The organism is Luteimicrobium album, from assembly GCF_030161555.1.
In the GTDB taxonomy this organism is placed as follows: Bacteria; Actinomycetota; Actinomycetes; order Actinomycetales; family Cellulomonadaceae; genus Luteimicrobium; species Luteimicrobium album.
In genome coordinates, this window is the sequence record NZ_BSUK01000001.1 from 3,161,298 (window position 1) to 3,180,798 (window position 19,501).

At 72.6% G+C, this 19,501-nt stretch carries 16 protein-coding genes and 4 pseudogenes; 7 read left to right on the forward strand and 13 right to left on the reverse strand.

The window, feature by feature from the left end; all coding sequences use genetic code 11:
• Positions 1 to 20: 20 nt before the first annotated feature.
• Positions 21 to 989 carry a substrate-binding domain-containing protein gene (locus tag QQK45_RS16090; RefSeq protein ID WP_284294140.1) on the reverse strand — a complete coding sequence of 323 codons (969 nt, stop codon included), beginning with the start codon at positions 987 to 989 and terminating at the stop codon, positions 21 to 23.
• Positions 990 to 1,200: 211 nt separating this feature from the next.
• Here QQK45_RS16090 and def point away from each other — a divergent pair, with 211 nt between their 5' ends.
• The gene (gene def, locus QQK45_RS16095; RefSeq protein ID WP_036949716.1) at positions 1,201 to 1,689 is read left to right on the forward strand and encodes a peptide deformylase; all 489 of its coding nucleotides are present in this window, start codon (positions 1,201 to 1,203) and stop codon (positions 1,687 to 1,689) included.
• A gap of 12 nt (positions 1,690 to 1,701) precedes the next feature.
• Here the strand turns inward: def and QQK45_RS16100 are convergent, their stop codons facing one another.
• The 6 genes and pseudogenes from QQK45_RS16100 to QQK45_RS23615 form a co-directional block, all read right to left on the reverse strand.
• Positions 1,702 to 2,145 carry an HTTM domain-containing protein gene (locus tag QQK45_RS16100; protein ID WP_284294141.1) on the reverse strand — a complete coding sequence of 148 codons (444 nt, stop codon included), beginning with the start codon at positions 2,143 to 2,145 and terminating at the stop codon, positions 1,702 to 1,704.
• Entirely contained in the window at positions 2,106 to 2,681 is a 576-nt protein-coding gene (locus QQK45_RS16105; protein WP_284294142.1) for a hypothetical protein, read from the reverse strand. The genes QQK45_RS16100 and QQK45_RS16105 overlap by 40 nt, the downstream gene beginning before the upstream one ends.
• 41 nt (positions 2,682 to 2,722) lie before the next feature.
• A complete protein-coding gene (locus QQK45_RS16110) occupies positions 2,723 to 3,580 on the reverse strand; it encodes a DUF5819 family protein (protein ID WP_348525258.1) in 858 nt (285 codons plus the stop codon).
• Positions 3,581 to 3,630: 50 nt separating this feature from the next.
• On the reverse strand, positions 3,631 to 4,104 hold the full coding sequence (locus QQK45_RS16115; protein WP_284294143.1) for a hypothetical protein: 474 nt from the start codon (positions 4,102 to 4,104) through the stop codon (positions 3,631 to 3,633).
• Positions 4,101 to 6,068 carry a beta strand repeat-containing protein gene (locus tag QQK45_RS16120; RefSeq protein ID WP_488803264.1) on the reverse strand — a complete coding sequence of 656 codons (1,968 nt, stop codon included), beginning with the start codon at positions 6,066 to 6,068 and terminating at the stop codon, positions 4,101 to 4,103. Before QQK45_RS16120 ends, QQK45_RS16115 begins: the two co-directional genes overlap by 4 nt.
• A 54-nt stretch (positions 6,069 to 6,122) precedes the next feature.
• A pseudogene (locus QQK45_RS23615) lies at positions 6,123 to 7,452 on the reverse strand (choice-of-anchor G family protein); the annotation flags it as partial.
• 514 nt (positions 7,453 to 7,966) lie between these two features.
• Here QQK45_RS23615 and QQK45_RS16135 point away from each other — a divergent pair.
• Complete coding sequence (locus tag QQK45_RS16135) at positions 7,967 to 8,467, forward strand: DUF3145 domain-containing protein (RefSeq protein WP_284294146.1); 501 nt, start codon at positions 7,967 to 7,969, stop codon at positions 8,465 to 8,467.
• Between the two features lie 325 nt (positions 8,468 to 8,792).
• Here the strand turns inward: QQK45_RS16135 and QQK45_RS16140 are convergent.
• The 4 genes and pseudogenes from QQK45_RS16140 to QQK45_RS16155 all read right to left on the reverse strand — a co-directional run.
• Positions 8,793 to 10,022 (reverse strand): annotated as a pseudogene (locus tag QQK45_RS16140) (beta-ketoacyl-[acyl-carrier-protein] synthase family protein); the annotation flags it as partial.
• Between the two features lie 113 nt (positions 10,023 to 10,135).
• The gene (locus QQK45_RS16145) at positions 10,136 to 10,384 is read right to left on the reverse strand and encodes an acyl carrier protein (RefSeq protein WP_284294147.1); all 249 of its coding nucleotides are present in this window, start codon (positions 10,382 to 10,384) and stop codon (positions 10,136 to 10,138) included.
• Positions 10,385 to 10,540: 156 nt separating this feature from the next.
• A pseudogene (locus tag QQK45_RS16150) lies at positions 10,541 to 11,493 on the reverse strand (ACP S-malonyltransferase).
• Positions 11,494 to 11,593: 100 nt separating this feature from the next.
• A pseudogene (locus QQK45_RS16155) lies at positions 11,594 to 12,885 on the reverse strand (PucR family transcriptional regulator).
• 484 nt (positions 12,886 to 13,369) lie between these two features.
• Here QQK45_RS16155 and QQK45_RS22470 point away from each other — a divergent pair.
• Positions 13,370 to 13,603: a hypothetical protein gene (locus tag QQK45_RS22470; protein WP_348525259.1), complete on the forward strand. Its 234-nt coding sequence runs from the start codon at positions 13,370 to 13,372 to the stop codon at positions 13,601 to 13,603.
• Between the two features lie 50 nt (positions 13,604 to 13,653).
• On the opposite strand, the gene QQK45_RS16165 is transcribed toward QQK45_RS22470, so the two are convergent.
• Positions 13,654 to 14,787: an ROK family transcriptional regulator gene (locus QQK45_RS16165; protein WP_348525260.1), complete on the reverse strand. Its 1,134-nt coding sequence runs from the start codon at positions 14,785 to 14,787 to the stop codon at positions 13,654 to 13,656.
• 213 nt (positions 14,788 to 15,000) lie between these two features.
• Here QQK45_RS16165 and QQK45_RS16170 point away from each other — a divergent pair, with 213 nt between their 5' ends.
• Genes QQK45_RS16170 through QQK45_RS16185 form a run of 4 tightly spaced genes read left to right on the forward strand, consistent with a single transcriptional unit; the run spans position 15,001 to position 18,974 of the window.
• On the forward strand, positions 15,001 to 15,705 hold the full coding sequence (locus QQK45_RS16170) for a sugar phosphate isomerase/epimerase family protein (RefSeq protein ID WP_284294148.1): 705 nt from the start codon (positions 15,001 to 15,003) through the stop codon (positions 15,703 to 15,705).
• A complete protein-coding gene (locus QQK45_RS16175; protein WP_284294150.1) occupies positions 15,702 to 16,808 on the forward strand; it encodes a Gfo/Idh/MocA family protein in 1,107 nt (368 codons plus the stop codon). Before QQK45_RS16170 ends, QQK45_RS16175 begins: the two co-directional genes overlap by 4 nt.
• Complete coding sequence (locus QQK45_RS16180; RefSeq protein WP_284294151.1) at positions 16,805 to 17,950, forward strand: Gfo/Idh/MocA family protein; 1,146 nt, start codon at positions 16,805 to 16,807, stop codon at positions 17,948 to 17,950. The genes QQK45_RS16175 and QQK45_RS16180 overlap by 4 nt, the downstream gene beginning before the upstream one ends.
• Positions 17,951 to 17,987: 37 nt before the next feature.
• Positions 17,988 to 18,974: a sugar phosphate isomerase/epimerase family protein gene (locus QQK45_RS16185; RefSeq protein WP_284295079.1), complete on the forward strand. Its 987-nt coding sequence runs from the start codon at positions 17,988 to 17,990 to the stop codon at positions 18,972 to 18,974.
• An 8-nt stretch (positions 18,975 to 18,982) separates the two neighbouring features.
• On the opposite strand, the gene QQK45_RS16190 is transcribed toward QQK45_RS16185, so the two are convergent.
• Complete coding sequence (locus tag QQK45_RS16190) at positions 18,983 to 19,471, reverse strand: hypothetical protein (RefSeq protein ID WP_284294152.1); 489 nt, start codon at positions 19,469 to 19,471, stop codon at positions 18,983 to 18,985.
• Positions 19,472 to 19,501 lie beyond the last annotated feature (30 nt).

The following is a 19,501-nucleotide window of genomic DNA, read 5'->3' on the forward strand; positions in this document are numbered from 1 at the left end:
TCGCCGCGGAGCCCGCGGCGTCAGCGTCTGGGCGCGGGTCCCGTGGACGCGCCGGGGGAGAGCGCGCAGGTGACGAGGCGGGGAGCCTCGCGTGGCGCGGTGCCCTCGAGAGCGGCGAGGAGCTCCTCGACCGAACGGCGCCCGAGCTCGTGCCCGGGGGCTCGCATGGTGGTCAGCGGCGGGTGGTACATGGCGCCGACCTCGGGCGACGTCACGACGGCGAGCACCGAGACGTCGTCGGGAACGCGGAGCCGGCGGTCGCGCAGCGCCTGCGTGACGCCGAACGTCGCGGTCTCGTTCATGGTGACGAACGCGGTGGTCTCCGGGCGCTCGTCGAGGATCGCGCTCGTCGTGAGCCGACCGGCGAGCGGCGACTCGTCGCTCGTGACGTCGGTCGCGTGGATGCCGCGCGCGACGGCAGCCGCGTGGAACGCGTCGCGCGCGCGGACGGTCGGTCCGTAGCCCGTGTCGAGCGAGTGCTGCGAGTGGTTGACGAACGCGATCGTGGTGTGCCCGAGATCCGCCAGGTGGTCCACGGCGTCCGTGAGGGTGCGCTCGAAGTCGATGTCGACCCAGGACCGGCCGTCGAGCTCCGCGGTGCGGCCGATCATCGTGAACGGCACCTGCGAGGCGAGCAGCGCGTCGATGCGCTCGTCGTGCAGCGACACCTCCATCACGAGGACGCCGTCGGCCTGCCCCTGGCGGACGAGGTCGCGCACCTCCGCGTGCTCCTCGCGGTCGAACGGCCAGATCACGAGGTGGTAGCCGGCGTCGCGCGCGGTCTGGGACGCGGCCTGGGCGAACTCGCCGAGCGTGCCCGACAGGCCGCCGGCGACCGTCGGCAGGACGAGCGCGAGGACGTGGCTGCGGCGGGCGGCCAGGCTGCGGGCGGCGGCGTTGCGCTCGAAGCCGAGCTCCTTGATCGCGGCCATGACCCGGGCACGGGTCTCGGTGCCGATCGGGCGGGCGCCGCTGAGGGCGTAGGACACGGTCGAGAGGAGACGCCCGCGTGGCGGGCGACGTCCTGCATGGTGGCCATGCATCCTCCTCGTCGAGTCCGGTTGGTGTCGAAGCGCTTCGTCGAAGCGCTTCGATGGTTTAGGAGTATTCATCGAACAAAGACCGGCGTCAAGTCCCTCCGGGCGGCGTGCCCGAGTCGTGACCTTCGGGCGGGGCCTCGCTCGTGAAACAATGCGGGCCATGGCCATGCGCGAGATCCGTACCCTCCCGGACCCCGTCCTGCGCACCCCGTGCGCCGAGATCACCGACATCGACGACGGCGTCCGCGCGCTCGTGGAGGACCTCCTCGAGACGGTCGACGACGAGGGCCGCGCGGGGCTTGCCGCCAACCAGATCGGCGTCAGCCTCCGGGCGTTCTCGTGGAACATCGATGACGAGATCGGCTACGTCCTCAACCCGCGCATCGTCGAGCTGTCGGAGGACGAGTACCAGGACGGCGACGAGGGCTGCCTCTCCGTGCCCGGCCTGTGGTTCCCTACCCGGCGCGCCTGGTACGCGCGCGTCGAGGGCATCGACCTCGACGGCAAGAAGGTCGTCGTCGAGGGAACCGAGCTCATGGGCCGCTGCCTCCAGCACGAGACCGACCACCTCGACGGGATGCTCTACCTCGACCGGCTCGACCGCGCCGTCCGTAAGAAGGCGATGCGCGCATTGCGCGAGCAGCTCTGACCAGGCGGGCGGTCAGACCCGAACTGACATCGGCCGACTCAGACGTCGCCGCAGCGCGTCGCCTCGACGGCGTAGCCATGCGTTCGCCCACGCATAGGTACGGTCGCTCACGAAGACGAGGTCGCCTGCCATCATGAACAGGGAGAAAAACGGCAGGCCCATGACGACGGCGATTCCGGCGTGCATGCCGAGGACGGCGAGGACCGCGAGCCGTCGCGCAACCGGATGCAGGAGGGCCACGGGAAAGAGCACCTGGCAATAGATCGCTCCAGTGCTCACCACCGTGACGAGCAAGCCGTTCGAGACGAGCAGGTCGGCGAGCCATGGCCACGGGCGGTAGAGATCGAGGATGAGCGGGTAGTAGACGCCCGTGCCGTGCTGCCAGTTGGATCCTTGCGCCTTGGCGAGACCGGAGATCAGGTAGATGATGCACACCTGGGCGCCGATCGCCACCACTGCTGCGTTGTGAAGGACGGTCGCGGCGTCCCGGAGGCCGCGTCGGAGGGCCGACGGGGTCCGGCCCCCGGCGGCAGGAGCCGCGTCCGTAGGCGCTTGCGTTGCGGCGCGGTGGCCGCGAGCGGAATCCAACGACCAGCGACCCCCGCGTCGGCGAAGGCGAGATAGAACAGAAGCAGGCGTAGGACGTTGTCACCCTGGTCCCAGCCGAAGGGCTGCGAGGACAGGAGGCCGGTCGAGAGCACCAGCACGACGGGGGTGACGGCCCTAGCGTGCCACCCCAGCATGAGCGCGACGGCAGCCAGGAGGAGAAGGACGTACCAGATCGTCAAGACACCGAGAGAGTGGGTCGGCGCGAACAGGCGGAAGACGCCGCCGAAGCCCATGTGGGTGTTGAGCGGATCGGTCCATCGCGAGGCCGGCCCCCACAGGTAGTTCCTCGCAGGAAAGTTGACCAGTAGAAACAGGGACAGGCCGAGACCGAGGACCGCACGCAGGGCGGCGACTCCTCTCTGCGCATGGCGTGCCGCGGTCATCCATGTGACTACACGACCTGGCGTCTGCATGATCTTGGACGTCATCGCGACCCCTGTGAGTCTACGAAGGCACTAAATCCCTTGCGGTCCTGCCCCGGGCGCGTCTCGAGGGGTCTGCGCCCTGACGTGACGACAGTCGTACGGCTCGTCGTGCCACGTGCGGTCGAGTAGTAGCTCTCCGTCTGATCCCGCACGATCCGGTACTGGACGTATGTGACATCGATCCCGTCGTGTGGGGTGGCGGCCAGGAACTGGGTCGCGTAGAGCGTCAGCACCTCGTCGTAGCCCAGAGCAGTGTCTATCGCCGTCGAGACTGAGCCGTGGTTCGTTGACGCCATGTCGTCGCGGAGCCGGTTCCACGCGTCGTAGTGGTAGTTCCAGCCGACGTACTTCTCAGCCTCGTCCGGGAGTCCGTTGATAGCTCGGGCTGCCGACCTCGACAGCTCGGACGTCAAGCGCACCGTGCGGTCCGGGAGCACGGAGTGCCGGAGCCCTTCCAGTTCGTCGGCCGACGGTGTCAACCACGGCGTCGTCGTGAGGTCCTTCGAGACGCCCCGGACCTCGAGCAGGTACTGGTCCGCTACAGGGTTGGGCGCGAACAGCGACCAGTTCTGCTGGAACAGCGGGAGCATGTAGGAGCGCAACGGCGCGTTCACTGCGGAGCTCACGGGCGTCGACGGCCGAACCCACAGATAGGTCGCCCCGAGATGGAGGACGACTGCCGCCAACGCCACCACCGTCAGCGCAGTCAGCCAAAGGGGACGCGCGCCCCGACGCGCGGCGGCGTCGCGTCTGGACCCTCGCGTTGGTCGCTCATGCCCTCCGGCACCATCACCGCGCCCTTCCCCTGCGTCCACCCCGACTGCGTCTACCTCGACGACACGCCTGCGTCCGTGCACGAAACGTACACGGACGCAGGCGTATCGGTGCTACGCCACACCGCCTCCGGTCAACGCACCGGCAGCTTCCGGCGTTGCACCGTGGTCGCGAGCCTCAGCGCGAGCCCGAGCAGCAGGAGCGCAGCGGTCGCGGATCCGACGACGATGGCGTTCGCGCCGGTCGCGGCGAGCGTCGACGGCCCACCGCTCGACGTCGACCCGCCTGACGAGGTACCGACAGGTCCGGAGCCCGTTCCGGTGGGCGCCGTCCCGCCGCCCGAGGGCGTCAGTGCGTACACCTCGAATGAGACAGCTCGAGTCGAATCACCGATCGAGTCACTCGTTGCGATCGCCGTGTGCATCCCCAGATCGAACGACTCCGGAACAAGGAACGTCCAGCTCACGACACCAGCCGAGTTGGCCGCCTTCGACGCGAGTTCGATCGTCTGCGGGGAATGGATCACCGCGTGTACCGACTCGCCGGGCTGGAAACCGGAAGCACTGAATGTTTCTGGCTCTCCGCGCTGCAGACGGGGAATCGTCACGGCTCCCTCGATTTCACGAGTGCTGCCGGACTGATCACCCGACTGGTCGCCCGCGGCGGTGCCGGTCTGGTCGCCCGACTGGTCGCCGGACTGATCACCCGCGGGGGTGCCGGTCTGATCGCCGGACTGGTCGCCTGCGGGGGTGCCGGTCTGGTCGCCGGTCTGGTCGCCGGTCTGGTCGCCGGTCTGGTCGCCGGTCTGGTCGCCTGCGGGGGTGCCGGTCTGGTCGCCGGACTGGTCGCCGGTCTGGTCGCCCGACTGGTCGCCCGCGGGGGTCCCGGTCTGGTCACCGGACTGGTCGCCTGCGGGGGTGCCGGTCTGGTCGCCGGACTGGTCGCCGGTCTGGTCGCCCGACTGGTCGCCCGACTGGTCGCCCGCGGGGTCCCGGTCTGGTCACCGGACTGGTCGCCCGCGGGGGTGCCGGTCTGGTCGCCGGACTGGTCGCCGGTCTGGTCGCCGGTCTGGTCGCCCGACTGGTCGCCCGACTGGTCGCCTGCGGGGGTGCCGGTCTGGTCGCCGGACTGGTCGCCTGCGGGGGTGCCGGTCTGGTCGCCCGACTGGTCGCCCGACTGGTCGCCTGCGGGGGTGCCGGTCTGGTCGCCGGACTGGTCGCCTGCGGGGGTGCCGGTCTGGTCGCCGGACTGGTCGCCCGACTGGTCTCCGGACTGATCACCCGCGGGGGTGCCGGTCTGATCGCCGGACTGGTCGCCGGACTGGTCGCCTGCGGGGGTGCCGGTCTGATCGCCGGTCTGGTCACCGGACTGGTCGCCTGCGGGGGTGCCTGTCTGGTCGCCCGACTGGTCGCCCGCGGGGGTCCCGGTCTGGTCGCCGGACTGGTCGCCTGCGGGGGTGCCGGTCTGGTCGCCCGACTGGTCGCCCGACTGGTCGCCTGCGGGGGTGCCGGTCTGGTCGCCGGACTGGTCGCCTGCGGGGGTGCCGGTCTGGTCGCCGGACTGGTCGCCCGACTGGTCTCCGGACTGATCACCCGCGGGGGTGCCGGTCTGATCGCCGGACTGGTCGCCGGACTGGTCGCCTGCGGGGGTGCCGGTCTGATCGCCGGTCTGGTCACCGGACTGGTCGCCTGCGGGGGTGCCTGTCTGGTCGCCCGACTGGTCGCCCGCGGGGGTCCCGGTCTGGTCACCGGACTGGTCGCCCGCGGGGGTGCCGGTCTGGTCACCGGACTGGTCGCCTGCGGGGGTGCCGGTCTGGTCGCCGGACTGGTCGCCTGCGGGGGTGCCGGTCTGGTCGCCGGACTGGTCGCCCGACTGGTCTCCGGACTGGTCGCCTGCGGGGGTGCCTGTCTGGTCGCCGGACTGGTCGCCGGACTGGTCGCCTGCGGGGGTGCCGGTCTGATCGCCGGTCTGGTCACCGGACTGGTCGCCTGCGGGGGTGCCTGTCTGGTCGCCGGACTGGTCGCCTGCGGGGGTGCCTGTCTGGTCGCCGGACTGGTCGCCTGCGGGGGTGCCGGTCTGATCGCCGGACTGGTCGCCGGTCTGGTCGCCCGACTGGTCGCCCGCGGGGGTCCCGGTCTGGTCACCGGACTGGTCGCCTGCGGGGGTTCCGGTCTGGTCGCCGGACTGGTCGCCGGACTGATCGCCCGACTGGTCGCCTGCGGGGGTGCCGGTCTGGTCACCCGACTGCGTTCCCGTCTGGTCGCCGGTGTCCGCAGCGATCTCGAGCGGTGCGGTGGCGTGGTCGCCGTCCGCGTCGGAAGCGTCGACCGTGTACGTGCCGTCGCCGGCATCGGAAGGAACGTCGACGGTCGTGGTGAAGTTCCCGTCGACGTCGGTGTGCGCTGTGACGGGGTCTCCGACGTTGTTGCCGTCAGGATCCTTGAGCTGGACGGTGACGTCGGTGTCCGGCGGGAACCCGGTTCCGTCCACCGTGACGGAGTCGCCGGGTGCGGCAGTGGTCGGGTCGACCGTGATCGTCGGGTTGCTCGCCTCGACTTCACTCGACCGCACGGTCGCGCTGGCAAGGTTGAGCTCCGCGACGTCACCCGCGAGCAGCTGCAGCTGGATGGCTCGTTCCGTGAAGGTGGCGTCCGCGGTGCCGGGTGAGGGCTGTTGGACGTTCAGCGTCAGGCCGATGATCTGGTTGATCGCCAGCAGAGCTGGATTGAGGGCGTCCGTCACGGTCTTGATGGTGGCCGCAACCGTGGTGCCCAGCGTGTTCACGACGGAGCCGGAGCCGGTCACGAGCGGCGCGACGAGCGCACGCAGCGGTGCGATGAGTGCGGTGGCGTCGAGGCTGGCCACCGGAATGTTCGCGAGGACGGCCGAGAGCGTGGCGGTGGGGTCGTCTCCGGAGGTGCCGGCGAAGTCTCCCACCGTGCCGCTGACGACCGCGTCGATCGACGACCTCACAGCGAGAGGGCCGACGCCAGTCGTCTGGCTGGCGTGCAGCTCGACATCCACCGTGGCGGCTTCGAGAAGGTCCGTGACCGCGTCGGTCACGTGTCCGACCAAGACGTCGAGGTCGGCGCCGACCGCGGAGACGATGTTGTTCAGCGTCGTGGCGGACAACACGGGTGTGTTCGCAGGCAGACCGTTGAGGGAGCCCCGAGCAGGGTGTCGAGGTCGACGTTGAGCGTTCCGGCCTCGAGGTTGAGGGTCACGCCGTTGGTTGTCACGTCCTGCCCGAGGACGTCATGGATCGTGGATGTCGCGGCCGCGCTGTCGAAGTTCACCGTCGCGGTAGCGTCCAGGTCCGTGCCGAGCACGTTGAGTACCGCATCCAGGAGCGGGTTGTCCGTGACGGCTCCGACCAGCGCGTCGGCGAGGCCGCCGTCGCCGGTGAGTCCGTTGAGCGCGGTCGTGATGCCGCCGACCGCGTCCTGGGCGATCGCGTCGTACAGTCCGGCGATCAGGGTCGAGTGAGCGGTGAGCTTGCCGTCGGCGACCTGGTATGCGCCGGCGGGGGCGGCCCCGGGGTTGCTGTCGCGGATGCGCTGATCGCGCCGAGGTCCACCGACAGCTTGTCGAGTGCGGTGGAGACGACCGGCACGTTGCTCAGGAGGGCGTCGAGCGTAATCGTGGCGTCTGACGGGCGAGCAGCGCTCCCGCCTACCGCGATGGCGCCGGTGTCTGTGATGGCGCCGGACGACGCGTAGGCCGAGCCGTCGTCCTTCGCCTCGGCGTATTGGCCGCCGACGCCCAGCTTGACGATGCCGTTGTTCCCGAAGAGGTTGACCCCGTTGGTCTGCAGCGTGAGCAGGTCCGCGACGGCGGAGGCGTCGAGGTTGCTCGGTCCGTCCGTCGGATGGGTACCGCTCGGGTTCTCGGCGGTGGCCCCGTCGAGTGCCGCGACCGTGTCGAGGTCGAGTGTGAGCGCGCTACCGCTAAGCAGCCGCCCGTACGCCTCGCTGACGTCAGTGGGCGCCGCGGTTGCGGGGAGGGCCGTCAGGGAGACGGCGCCGATGATGACGGACGTCGCCGCGAGTGCGACGCCTCGTCTGACCGTTCGTGCCCGCGTCGTGCGGACCGCGAGCCAATGGCTCGCCTTACGTTGTGAATCCACTTCGCTCTTCCCCTCACCTGCATCAGCTTTGATCCGGCAGCTGGGAGGCTGAAGTGGGATGTACTCGCCCCCGGCACTCTCAGGGAACCACCAGATTGGGGCCCACGCTCCCAGGAAACGTTCAACTGGAGGGTGAAATAAGCATCAGCCCTGGAGAGGAATCGCGCTCCGCGCCGTGTCGTGTCGACGCGACACGGACGTTTGCGGGCCCGGACTTCCCGCGTGCAGGCCGTCTCGGGCATACTGGATCGCGTAACGCCGTGCACGGGCCCAGATCCCGTTGCCGTGACGCAGTCCGGGCGAGGCCGTTGGGGAAGGCGAACCTCGACCCTGGGAGGACGACATGGCAGGTGCCATCACCCGCGGTGTCCTTTTCGTGCACTCAGCGCCCCGCGCCCTGTGCCCGCACCTGGAGTGGGCCGCCAGCGACGTCCTGGGCGGCCGGGTGGCCCTCGACTGGATCGAGCAGCCGGCCGGACCCGGGCTGCTGCGCGCCGAGCACTCCTGGCAGGGGCCGCAGGGGACCGGGGCGCGCCTTGCCTCCGCGTTCCGTGGCTGGGCGGGCCTGCGCTACGAGGTCACCGAGGAGCCGAGCGCCGGCGCCGACGGCGCCAGGTGGTCCCACACCCCGTCGTTGGGGATCTTCCACGCCGTGACGGACGCCCACGGGAACATCGTCGTGCCGGAGGACCGGATCCGTGCGGCCCTCACCGAGCACCACGACCAGCGGGCCCTCCGCGACGCCCTGGACCTGGCGCTGGGTCAGGCCTGGGACGACGAGCTGGAGCCGTTCCGGTACGCCGGGGCGGGCGCGCCGGTGCGCTGGCTGCACCGCGTGGGCTGATTCGCCGTCGGCTCGTCGTTCGCGGTTCCGTCCGGGCGGCGGGCCGGGGTGTTCGCGCGCGGTCTGCCATCCGCCTCGCTCGTTCCCCGCTCGGCTCCCGCCAGTCCCGGCCACGACCGCGCGCGAACACCTCGCCCCACCGTCCTCGGAGCCGCGGTCGCGTTCCGCTGCGCCTCCTCGGCAGATGCTCACCGAGAACGAGGTTTGTTCGCCGAGAACGAGTGTCATGCTCTCGTTCTCGGCGAAAACCCTCGTACTCGACGGCGCAAACACCCGCGGGCTCGCTCGGAAAGGCGACCCCGCGGGTGTGTACGAGCGGCGAAGCTCAGGCGTTCGTCACGACCAGCGCCACGTTGTGGCCCCCGAAGCCGAACGAGTTGTTGACCGCGGCGATGTCGCCGGCCGGCAGGTCGGCCGGGGCGTCGCGGACGAGTGGGACGTCGAGCTCCGGGTCGGGGTTGTCGACGTTGATGGTGGGCGGCGCCTTGCGCTCAGCGACGGCCTTGACGGTGAACAGGGTCTCGAGGGCGCCGGCGCCCCCGAGGAGGTGGCCAGTCATGGACTTGGTCGCGGACAGGGCGATGTGGTCGGCCTCGGACGCGAAGAGGTTCCGGATGGCGCGGGCCTCGACCATGTCGCCGACCTTGGTCGAGGTGGCGTGTGCGTTGACGTGCACGACGTCGCGGGGACTGATGCCCGCGTCCTCCATGGCGAAGCGCATCGCCCGGATCTGTCCGCGGCCCTCAGGCTCGGGGGATGTGATGTGGTACGCGTCGGCAGAAATCCCGACGCCGGCGATCTTCGCGTAGACGCGCGCCCCGCGGGCGGCGGCGTGCTCGGCGGACTCGAGGATGACGACCGCGGCACCCTCACCGATGACGAAGCCATCACGGTCGACGTCGTAGGGACGGGAGGCGCCGGCCGGGTCGTCGTTACGAAGCGAGATCGTGCGTGACGCAGCGAACGACGCCAGAGGCATCGGGTGGATGACGGCTTCGGTGCCGCCGGCGATGACGACGTCGGCGCGTCCGAGACGGATCATGTCGACGCCGTACCCGATGGCCTCGGCGCCGGACGCGCACGCGGACACGAGCGCGTGGGCGCCGGCCTGGGCGTTGAAGTCGAGGGAGATGTACGCCGTGGGAGAGTTCGGCATGAGCATCGGGACGGTGGTCGGCAGCATGCGCCGGGCGCCGCGCTCACGGAGGGTGTCCCAGCCGTCGAGGGTCGTGATGATGCCGCCGATGCCGGACGAGACGACGGACCCGAGCCGCTCGGGGTCGACCTCGGGGCTGCCGGCGTCGGCCCAGGCCTCGCGCGCGGAGGCAAGGGCGTACTGCGCGGACGGGTCCATGCGCTTGGTCTCGGGACGCGTGAGCCGCTCGCTGACGTCGCCGATGACGGTGGCCGCGAAGTTCACGGGGATGCCGTAGGTCTCGGCCCAGTCGTTGTCGAGGGTCCGGGCACCGGAGGTCCCTGCGAGGGCGGCCTGCCAGGTGCTGGGCGCGTCCTCGCCGAGCGAGGTGAAGGCGCCGAGGCCGGTGACGACGACGTCGGTTCGGGGGTCATCGGGTCTCCTGGGGTGTCACGGTCCGGGACACGTCGCGGCGGGCGCGGGGTGCGCGCCCGCCGCGACGGGGTGGGGCGGGTGCCCCGTGGTGCTTCGCGTCAGGCCTGGGCCTTCGCGATGTACGAGACGGCGTCACCGACGGTGGACAGGTTCTTGACGTCCTCGTCGGGGATGCGGACGTCGAACTTGTCCTCGGCGTGGGTGATGATCGTCATCATCGACAGGGAGTCGATGTCGAGGTCGTCGGTGAACGACGCGCTCGGGACGACGGCGGAGGCCGGCTGACCGGACTCCTCGGCGACGATCTCGGCGAGGCCGGCGAGGACTTCCTCTTCGGTGTAGGCCATCGTGTGCTTCTCCTTGTGTTGTGCGGTCGGTGGCGACCCGAGGTCCGGGCCGGCAGGTCCGGCTGTCCGACGGGTCGGGCGGCCGGGCTGCCTGTGAGCCGGTACTGCTGTCGTGCGGGAAGTGGTCCGCGCCGTGCGGCGTCTGCCGCCGGGGCGTCAGGCGTCGCTGCTCGTGCCTGCGCCGGCGTGGCGGGCGACGAACGCGCGGGCGGCGTCGACGTCGTCGGCGGACTTCACCGCGAACGCCTCCACCCCCGGCAGGGTACGCCGTGCCAGGCCGGTGAGGACACCGCCGGGCGCGAGCTCGAGCAGGCCGGTGACGCCGCGCTCGGCCAGCGTGGCCTGGCACAGGTCCCAGCGCACAGGGTTGGCGACCTGGCGGACGAGGCGGGCGAGCGCGTCGTCCCGGTCGGTGACGACGGCGCCGTCGGCGTTGGACAGGAGGGCGACCTGAGGGGCGGCGCCGCCGTCGGGGGCGGGCAGCGCGTCGACGGCCGCCTGGAGCTCGGCGACGGCGGGCCGCATGGTCTCGGTGTGGAAGGCGCCGGCGACCTGGAGGGGGATGACGCGGGCCCGGGTGGGCGGCTCGGCCGCGAGGGCGGCGAGGGCCTCGAGCGACCCGGCCGCGACGACCTGCCCGCCGCCGTTGACGTTGGCTCCGACGAGGCCGAGCTCGTCGAGGCGCGCCGCGACCTCGTCGGCCTGGCCGCCGAGGACGGCGCTCATGCCGGTGGGCTCGGCCGCGGCGGCGCGGGCCATCGCGGCGCCGCGGACCCCGACGAGCCGGATGGCCTGCTCCGGGGTGAGTACGCCCGCGAGCGCGGCGGCGGCGAACTCGCCGACCGAGTGCCCGGCGGTCACGTCGACGGCGCCGAGGTCGTCGCCGAGGATCGCGTGCGCGGACAGCAGGGACGCCCCGACGATGAGCGGCTGGGCGACCGCGGTGTCGCGGATCGTGTCGGCGTCGGAGGTCGTGCCGTGGGCGACGAGGTCGACGCCCGCGAGCTCGGACCACGAGCCGAGGAGTTCGTTCAGTCCGGGCTGCTCGAGCCAGGGGGCGAGCATTCCGGGGTCTGGGAGCCCTGTCCAGGGCAGACGACGGCGAGCACCTCCCCACCATGCCCCGCCGGACGCCCGGAGCGCCGTCGCGACGCGCACGAACCTTGAGAAAGGGACTTGTGGCGACCCTACAAACGCGGCGGTATCCCGTCAGCGGACGCGGCGCGGACCCTCGACCTGGCCGAGCGCGAGCGCGACCTGCAGGACGAACGACTCGCGCGCGTCGAGCGGGTCCCACCCGGTGATCTCCGAGACCTTGCGCAGCCGGTACCGGACGGTGTTGGGGTGGACGTAGAGGGTGCGCGCGGCGGCCTCGAGCGAGCGACCGGTGCCGAGGTAGGCGGACAGCGTCTCGAGCACCGAGCCGCCGGCCTCCTCGAGGGGACGGTAGGCCTGGGCCACGAGGGTCCGGCGCGCGCTCGCGTCGCCCGTGAGCACGCGCTCGGGGAGGAGGTCGTCGGCGAGGACGGGCCGCGGCGCCTGGGGCCACGCGGGCGCCGCGGCGAGGCCGGCGAGCGCGGCCTGGGCGGATCGCCCGGCGTCGTCCACGCCGTCGACGACGGGCCCGATCACGACGGGGCCGTCGCCGAAGCGGGACAGGAGCCCGGTCGCGGCGGCGACCAGTCCCTCGCCGTCGCCCTCGCGTCCGCCCAGCACGACGACGAGCCGGTCGCCGTGGATGCCGACGAGCGCGTCGCCGGCCGCACGGCGTGCGACCCGCCGCAGGTCGGCGGTCCGCACCTCGTCGAGCGGGACGACGGCGGGGCCGACCATGACGAGGACGGCGCCGCGCCCGTTCCAGCCGAGGGCGGACAGGCGGGAGCGCAGCGACCGGTCGCCGCCCTCGCTCTCGCCCCGCAGGAGCGCATCGACGACGAGCGCCTCGAGCCGGGCGTCCCACGCCCCGCGCACCTCGGCTGCCCGCGCGTAGACCTCGGCGGCGGAGAACGCGACCTCGCGCGAGTAGCGGAGGACGGCCTCGCGCAGGTCGCGCTCGGTGCCCGGGATCGCGAGCTGGTCCGAGTACTGCTCGACGACCTCGACGCCGATGCGGACGAGCTGGAGCGTGTGCTGCAGGGAGATCGAGCGCGCGAGCTCGGGCGGGGCGCCCGCGAAGATCTCGTTGGCGCCGTGCGGGGACGGTCGGGTGCCGCGAACCACTGCGTGAACGCGGTGATCGCCGACTGGGCGAGCAGGCCGACCCAGGAGCGCTCCTGCGCCGAGAGCCCGCGGTACCACTCGAGCTCCGACTCCATGCGCCGCAGGGTCGCGCTCGTGAGGAGGCCGCTGGCGTCCTTGACGCGTTGCAGGTTGTCGGGGTTCCCGGTCGTCGGCACGGGTAGAGCATACGGATGCGATTGTGGACGGTCCACAAACGGGCGACCCTGGTGCTCGGCTCGAAAGTTGCCCGCGTCTTCAGGTTCGCACCCCAGCCGGGTCATGGGCCGTTCAAGCGGTTAGGGTCGGAGGTATGGCCCTCATGCCCCGTCTGCGTCAGCTGCTGCGACGGTCCGGCTCCGCGTCGACCGTCGGCACGCGGCGCCCGAGCTCGTCGCGCCGCCGCGGCGACACGGTCCACGAGGACGCGCTCCGGGCCGTGCTGTCCGAGAACCCCAACGACGAGCGCGCTTTCCAGGCGCTCGCGGAGATCGTGCGGCGCCACGCCTCGCAGGCGCACGTCGACGAGGACCCCTCGCGGCGGAGGGTGCGGTCCCGACCCGGCGCCGGGAGGCCGACCTCGCCGAGTGGGCGCTCGCCGAGGAGCTCGCCGGGAACCCGAAGGCTTGGTACCCGCTCGTCGAGCTGGCCCGGCTGTCCATCGGCGACGACCACGAGGGCACGCTGCGCCGTCTGGCGACCGCCGCCGAGCGGGACCCGTCGGGCCAGGCGCTGGCGAACGGGCTGGAGCTGCTGCGCGAGGCGGGCATGCCGGTCGACGCGCTGGGGCTCGGGGTCGGACACTGGCGCCCGCGCGAGCACGTGGCCGAGGCGGGGCGGCAGGTGGTCCTCGCGGCCCTCGACGCCGAGCGCCCGCTGGACGCGCGGATCCAGCTCGACGCCCTCGTCGCCTCGTCCCCGCACAAGGCCGAGGTCCGGGCGTTCGCCGGCGAGCTCGACAGCCGGATCGAGCAGTCGCGGCAGCGGACGGCCGGGGCCTGAGGGGGCCGCTCAGCGCTCGGCGGGGCCGTCCAGCACGTGCTGGCTCACCATCACGGCGGCGCCGAGCACGCCGCCCGTCTCGCTCGACGTGGCGGGCACGATCGTGAGGTCGCGCGTCGCGAGCGCGGTCGAGCGTCCGTAGACCGTCTCCCGCACCCCGGCGAGCAGGTGCTCTCCCGCGCGCGCGAGCGTCCCCCGACGACGATGACGCCCGGGTTGAGCAGGTTGACGACCGTCGCGAGCACCTCGCCGAGGTCGCGCCCCGCCTGCCGCAGGGCCTGGACGGCCGCCGGGTGCCCACGTAGCGCGAGCTCGACGACGTCGTCCGCGTCGTGCGCGGGCACGCCCTGGTCGCGCAGGACGCGGGCGACGGCGGGGCCGCTCGCGAGGGCCTCGAGGTCGGCGTCGGCGTCGCCGTGGGGCGGTGTGTCGCGCGTGAAGGGGACGCGTACGTGTCCGAGGTCGCCGGCGGAGCCCTGGGCGCCGCGCTGCAGCCGTCCGCCCGCGACGATGCCCGCACCGATCCCGGTGGAGACCTTGACGAACAGCAGGTCGTCCGTCGTGGACCAGGCCGAGGTGTGCTCGCCGAGCGCGAGCAGGTTGACGTCGTTGTCGACGAGCACGAGCGCGACGCCGAGTCGCTCGCGGAGCAGGGCGGGCACGTCGAACCCGTCCCAGCCCGGCATGATCGGGGGCCGCACGGGGCGGCCCGTGGAGTGCTCGACCGGTCCGGGCAGCCCGACGCCGACGCCGACGACGTCGGTCCACGGGCGGCCCGACGCCTCGACGAGCTCGCGTGCGAGCATGCTCACGCGGCCGAGGACCGCGTCGGGGCCGTCCGTGACGGCGAGGCGTTCGGCGCGGGACGCCACGACGACGCCCGCGAGGTCGGCGAGCCCGACGACGGCGTGCGTGGCACCGAGGTCGACGCCGACGACGAGGCGTGCGTCGGCGCGGAAGGCGAGCAGGCCGGGTGGACGGCCGCCGCGAGAGGCGGCGCCGCCGGCGGGCACGACGAGCCCGGCGTCCAGGAGCGTCTCGAGCCGTGCGGTGAGGGTGGTGCGGGCGAGCTCGGTGCGCTCGGCGAGCTGGGCGCGCGTGAGGGGGCCGGCGTCGCGCAGGACGGCGAGCAGCGCCCTGGCGTCGGGCGCGACGAGCGGCTCGTCGGTCTCCTGCCCTGTCACGCGGCACATTCAACCACGGTGCGCGAGTTCTGACGCATTCGTAGGAACTTTTGATTGACGGCGGTCAGAAGTGGTGCTGGAATGTCCGCACGACCATCGGTCGGTCCGCAGCACCCACTCGACGAAGAGGACGAAGCCTCCCGTGAACCAGCAGGCACCCCAGACAGCACCGACCGGCCAGGGCCACCCCTGCTCTCGGTCCAGCTCTACACCGTGCGCGAGGCGCTCACGGCCGACCTCCCCGGCACGCTCGCGCGGGTCGCCGAGCTCGGGTTCGAGCAGGTCGAGCCCTTCGGCATCCTGAGCTTCGACGGCCTCGCGGACGGCCTCGCCGCCGCCGGGCTCGCCGCCCCGACCGCGCACCAGAGCTTCCTCGGTGCCGACCCCCGCCCCGCGTTCGACCGCGCCCGCGAGCTCGGGATCCGCACGATCGTCGACCCCTTCACCACGCCCGAGCGCTGGCACGACGCCGACGAGGTCCGGCGCATCGCCGACGAGCTCGCCGCCGCGTCCGACGTCGCGGCCGAGTACGACCTGCGCGTCGGCTACCACAACCACGCGCACGAGATCGCGAGCGTCCTCGACGGGCAGACCGCGCTCGAGCTCCTCGCCGCGCACCTGCCCGAGGCCGTCGCGCTCGAGGTCGACACCTACTGGGTGACGGTCGGCGGCGCCGACCCGGTCGCCCTCCTGCAGCGCCTCGGCGACCGCGTCGTCGCTCTCCACGTCAAGGACGGCCCCGGTACGCCCGACGTGCTCGACCAGGTCGCCGTCGGACAGGGCAGCCTGCCCGTCCGCGACATCATCGCGGCCCGGCCCGACGCCCTGCGGGTCGTCGAGCTCGACGACTCGCGCGGCGACCGGTTCCAGGCCGTCGCCGACTCGATCGCCTACCTCGTCGCGGAGGGTCTCGCATGAGCCGCACCGGACGCGTTGGCGTCGGCGTCATCGGTGCGGGCGTCATCAGCACCGAGTACCTCGGGAACCTGACCGCCTTCTCCGACCTCGACGTGCGTTTCGTCGCCGACCTCGACACCGAGCGCGCCCGCGCGCAGGCTTCGGCGTTCGGCGTCCCGGCGTCGGGCACGGTCGACGAGCTCCTCGCCGACGACGACGTCGAGATCGTCGTCAACCTCACCATCCCCGCGGTGCACGTCGACGTCGCGCTCCAGGCGCTCGCGGCCGGGAAGCACGTGTGGAGCGAGAAGCCGTTCGCGCTCGACCGGGCGAGCGGACGCCAGCTCCTCGAGGCCGCGCACGACGCCGGCCTGCGGGTCGCGACCGCGCCCGACACCTTCCTGGGGGCCGGGATCCAGTCGGCGCGCCGGCTCGTCGAGTCGGGCGAGATCGGCGAGGCCCTCACCGCTCTCACGCTCATGCAGAGCCCCGGCCCCGAGTCGTGGCACCCGAACCCGGACTTCCTGTTCCAGGAGGGTGCGGGCCCGCTCTTCGACATCGGCCCGTACTACCTGACGGCGCTCGTGCAGCTCTTCGGGCCGGTCGCGTCCGTCAGCGCCCAGGTCTCGAAGGCCGCCGAGCGGCGGACCATCGGCTCCGGCCCGCGCGTCGGCGAGCAGTTCGACGTCACCGTCCCGACCCACGTCGGCGCGCTGTTCCAGTTCGAGAGCGGCCGCAGCGCGCAGTCCATCTTCAGCTTCGACTCCAAGCTCGGTCGCACGAGCTTCGAGGTCGCCGGGTCCACCGGGACGCTCGTCGTACCGGACCCGAACACGTTCGGCGGCGAGCTCGTCGTGCACGACGGCGGTACCGACACTCGGTCCGTCCCGGCCACCGGCGTGACCCGCACGCGCGGGATCGGCGTCCTCGAGCTCGCCCGCGCCGTGCGCGCCGGTGTCCCCGAGCGGGCGAGCGGCGAGCAGGCGTTCCACGTGCTCGACGTCATGGTCTCGATCATCGAGGCCGCGACGTCCGGGACGGTCGTCGAGGTCGCGAGCACCGTCGAGCTCGCGCCAGCGCTGCCCGAGGACTGGGACCCGACGGCCCGGACCCTCGAGGCATGAGCCCGCTCGAACCGGCCCAGGCCTCGGTGCCGGGCGCGGACGAGCGGCCCGGGGTCGCCGTCGTCGGCGGCGGGTTCATGGCGACCGTGCACTCCCGGGCCGCGCGCGCGGCCCGGGCACGGCTCGTCGGCCTCGCGTCCTCGACCCCGGAGCGCGCCGCCGACGCGGCCGCGCGCCTCGGCTTCGACCGGGCCTACGCCTCGCTCGACGAGCTCCTCGCCGACGACGCGGTCGACGTCGTGCACGTCACGACGCCCAACGCGCTGCACGCCGCCCAGGCCGAGGCCGCGCTCGCAGCGGGCAAGCACGTCGTCTGCGAGAAGCCCCTCGCGACCGCGCCCGACGACGCAGCGCGCCTCGCCGCGCTCGTCGCCCCGGGCGGGGCGGCGGCCGGGCGGACGGCGACCGTGCCGTTCGTGTACCGCTTCCACCCGGTGGTGCGCGAGGCCCGCGCCCGCGTCCGGTCCGGCGAGGCCGGGACCGTGCTCACGTGGCACGGCTCGTACCTGCAGGACTGGCTGCTCACCTCCGCCGACGACGACTGGCGCGTCGACCCGGCGACGGGCGGGCGCTCGCGGGCCTTCGCCGACATCGGCTCGCACCTCGTGGACCTCCTCGAGTTCGTCACGGGCGACCGGGTGCGGCGGGTCGCCGCGACCAAGCGCACCTTCTTCTCCGAGCGCGCGCGGCACGCCGCGGTGAGCACGGAGGACGCCGTCGCGGTGACGCTCGAGACCGAGGGCGGGGCCGTCGGGACGCTGCTCGTGTCCCAGGTCGCGCCGGGTCGCAAGAACCGGCTGCACCTCGAGATCGCGGGCACCGGGGAGTCGCTCGCGTTCGACCAGGAGCAGCCCGAGACGCTCTGGGTCGGACGCCGGGCCGGGACCCTGCTGGTCCCGCGCGACGCCGACCAGCTCGCGCCCGACGCCGCACGGCTCGTCACCACGCCCGCGGGACACCCGCAGGGCTACCAGGACGCGTTCGACGGCTTCGTCGCCGACACCTACGCGGCCGTCCGGGGCGCCGACCCCGAAGGGCTGCCACGCTTTGCCGACGGCCTGCGCGCCGCGCGCGTCACCGAGGCGGTCATGGACGCCGCCGAGACCGGCACCTGGATCGACGTGTCTGGAGAAAAACGATGAGCCACCCTGAGCCCCTTCCCCCACCCACCCGGTCACCCTGTTCACCGGCCAGTGGGCCGACCTGCCGTTCGAGGAGGTCGCGCGGCTCGCCTCGGAGTGGGGCTACGACGGCCTCGAGATCGCGGCGTCGGGCGACCACCTCGACCTCGAGCGCGCCGACGCCGACGACGCGTACGTGGCCTCCCGCCGCGAGATCCTCGACCGGTACGGCCTGCAGGTCTTCGCGATCTCCAACCACCTCACCGGCCAGGCCGTGTGCGACGACCCGATCGACTTCCGTCACCAGGCGATCGTCCGGCCGTCCACCTGGGGCGACGGGGACCCCGAGGGCGTGCGCCAGCGCGCCGCCGAGGACATGAAGCGGTCGGCGCGGGTGGCCCGCAAGCTCGGCGTGGACGTCGTCGTCGGGTTCACCGGGTCGAAGATCTGGCCGTACGTCGCCCAGTTCCCGCCCGTGCCCGCGTCGGTCATCGACGCCGGGTACGAGGACTTCGCGACCCGGTGGAACCCGATCCTCGACGTGTTCGACGGCGAGGGCGTGCGGTTCGCGCACGAGGTGCACCCGTCCGAGATCGCCTACGACTACTGGTCGAGCGTGCGGACCCTCGAGGCGATCGACCACCGCGAGGCGTTCGGGTTCAACTGGGACCCGTCGCACATGATGTGGCAGCAGATCGACCCCGTCGGCTTCATCGTCGAGTTCGCGGACCGGATCTACCACGTGGACTGCAAGGACACCCGGCTGCGCCCCGCGAACGGGCGTGCCGGCGTCCTCGGCTCGCACCTGCCGTGGGGCGACCCGCGCCGCGGCTGGGACTTCGTGTCCACGGGCCACGGCGACGTGCCGTGGGAGGACGCATTCCGCGCGCTCGAGTCCATCGGCTACACCGGACCGATCTCCGTGGAGTGGGAGGACGCCGGGATGGACCGCCTGCACGGCGCCGCCCAGGCCGTCGGGTTCGTCCGGTCGCTCCTGTGGCCGCAGCCGACCGTGTCCTTCGACGCGGCGTTCTCCCACCAGTAGAGCTCTGCTCACGCCGAGACGGGCGCACCTGTTCTTCCGACCGGCTCTGAAGAACAGCTGCGCCCGTCTCGGTGCAGCGTCCTGTGGCGGGCGCAGTCCCCGGCCGACCAGCGGTAGTCGCCGGGCGGGAGGTCGGCGAACGGGTCGATGGGCTCGCCGGTGCGCCGCCAGGTGTGGCCCTGCCGATCGAGCCCGACCTCGTAGACGACGGCGTTCGCGGAGTCGATCTCCTCGCACAGGTGGACCGAGGCGAGGCGCCACGCGGCGGTCCTGTCGTCGACGTCGGGCCAGAGGCCGCGGACACCACCGCCCGCGACCGCCGTCGTCAGGTACTGCTCGAGGCCCTCGAGGTCGACGCTCACCTTCACCGGGTCGGGCTGCGAGCGTGCCCGCACCAGAGCCCAGCGGGTGTGAGGGGTGGCGTGGACGTCCCCGACGACGTCGCCGTACGACACGGCCAGACGTTCCGCGAGCTCGACGATCGACGACCGGTCCATCGCACCACCTTCCCAGGGTTCGCCGCCCCA

Bases quoted from the DNA above. Each gene is read 5' to 3' on its own strand.
- def (WP_036949716.1), top strand. From the start codon at position 1,201: ATGGCCATGCGCGAGATCCGTACCCTCCCGGACCCCGTCCTGCGCACC.
- QQK45_RS16105 (WP_284294142.1), bottom strand. From the start codon at position 2,681: ATGACCGCGGCACGCCATGCGCAGAGAGGAGTCGCCGCCCTGCGTGCG.
- QQK45_RS16135 (WP_284294146.1), top strand. From the start codon at position 7,967: ATGGCAGGTGCCATCACCCGCGGTGTCCTTTTCGTGCACTCAGCGCCC.
- QQK45_RS16145 (WP_284294147.1), bottom strand. From the start codon at position 10,384: ATGGCCTACACCGAAGAGGAAGTCCTCGCCGGCCTCGCCGAGATCGTC.
- QQK45_RS22470 (WP_348525259.1), top strand. From the start codon at position 13,370: ATGCCGGTCGACGCGCTGGGGCTCGGGGTCGGACACTGGCGCCCGCGC.
- QQK45_RS16175 (WP_284294150.1), top strand. From the start codon at position 15,702: ATGAGCCGCACCGGACGCGTTGGCGTCGGCGTCATCGGTGCGGGCGTC.
- QQK45_RS16180 (WP_284294151.1), top strand. From the start codon at position 16,805: ATGAGCCCGCTCGAACCGGCCCAGGCCTCGGTGCCGGGCGCGGACGAG.
- QQK45_RS16190 (WP_284294152.1), bottom strand. From the start codon at position 19,471: ATGGACCGGTCGTCGATCGTCGAGCTCGCGGAACGTCTGGCCGTGTCG.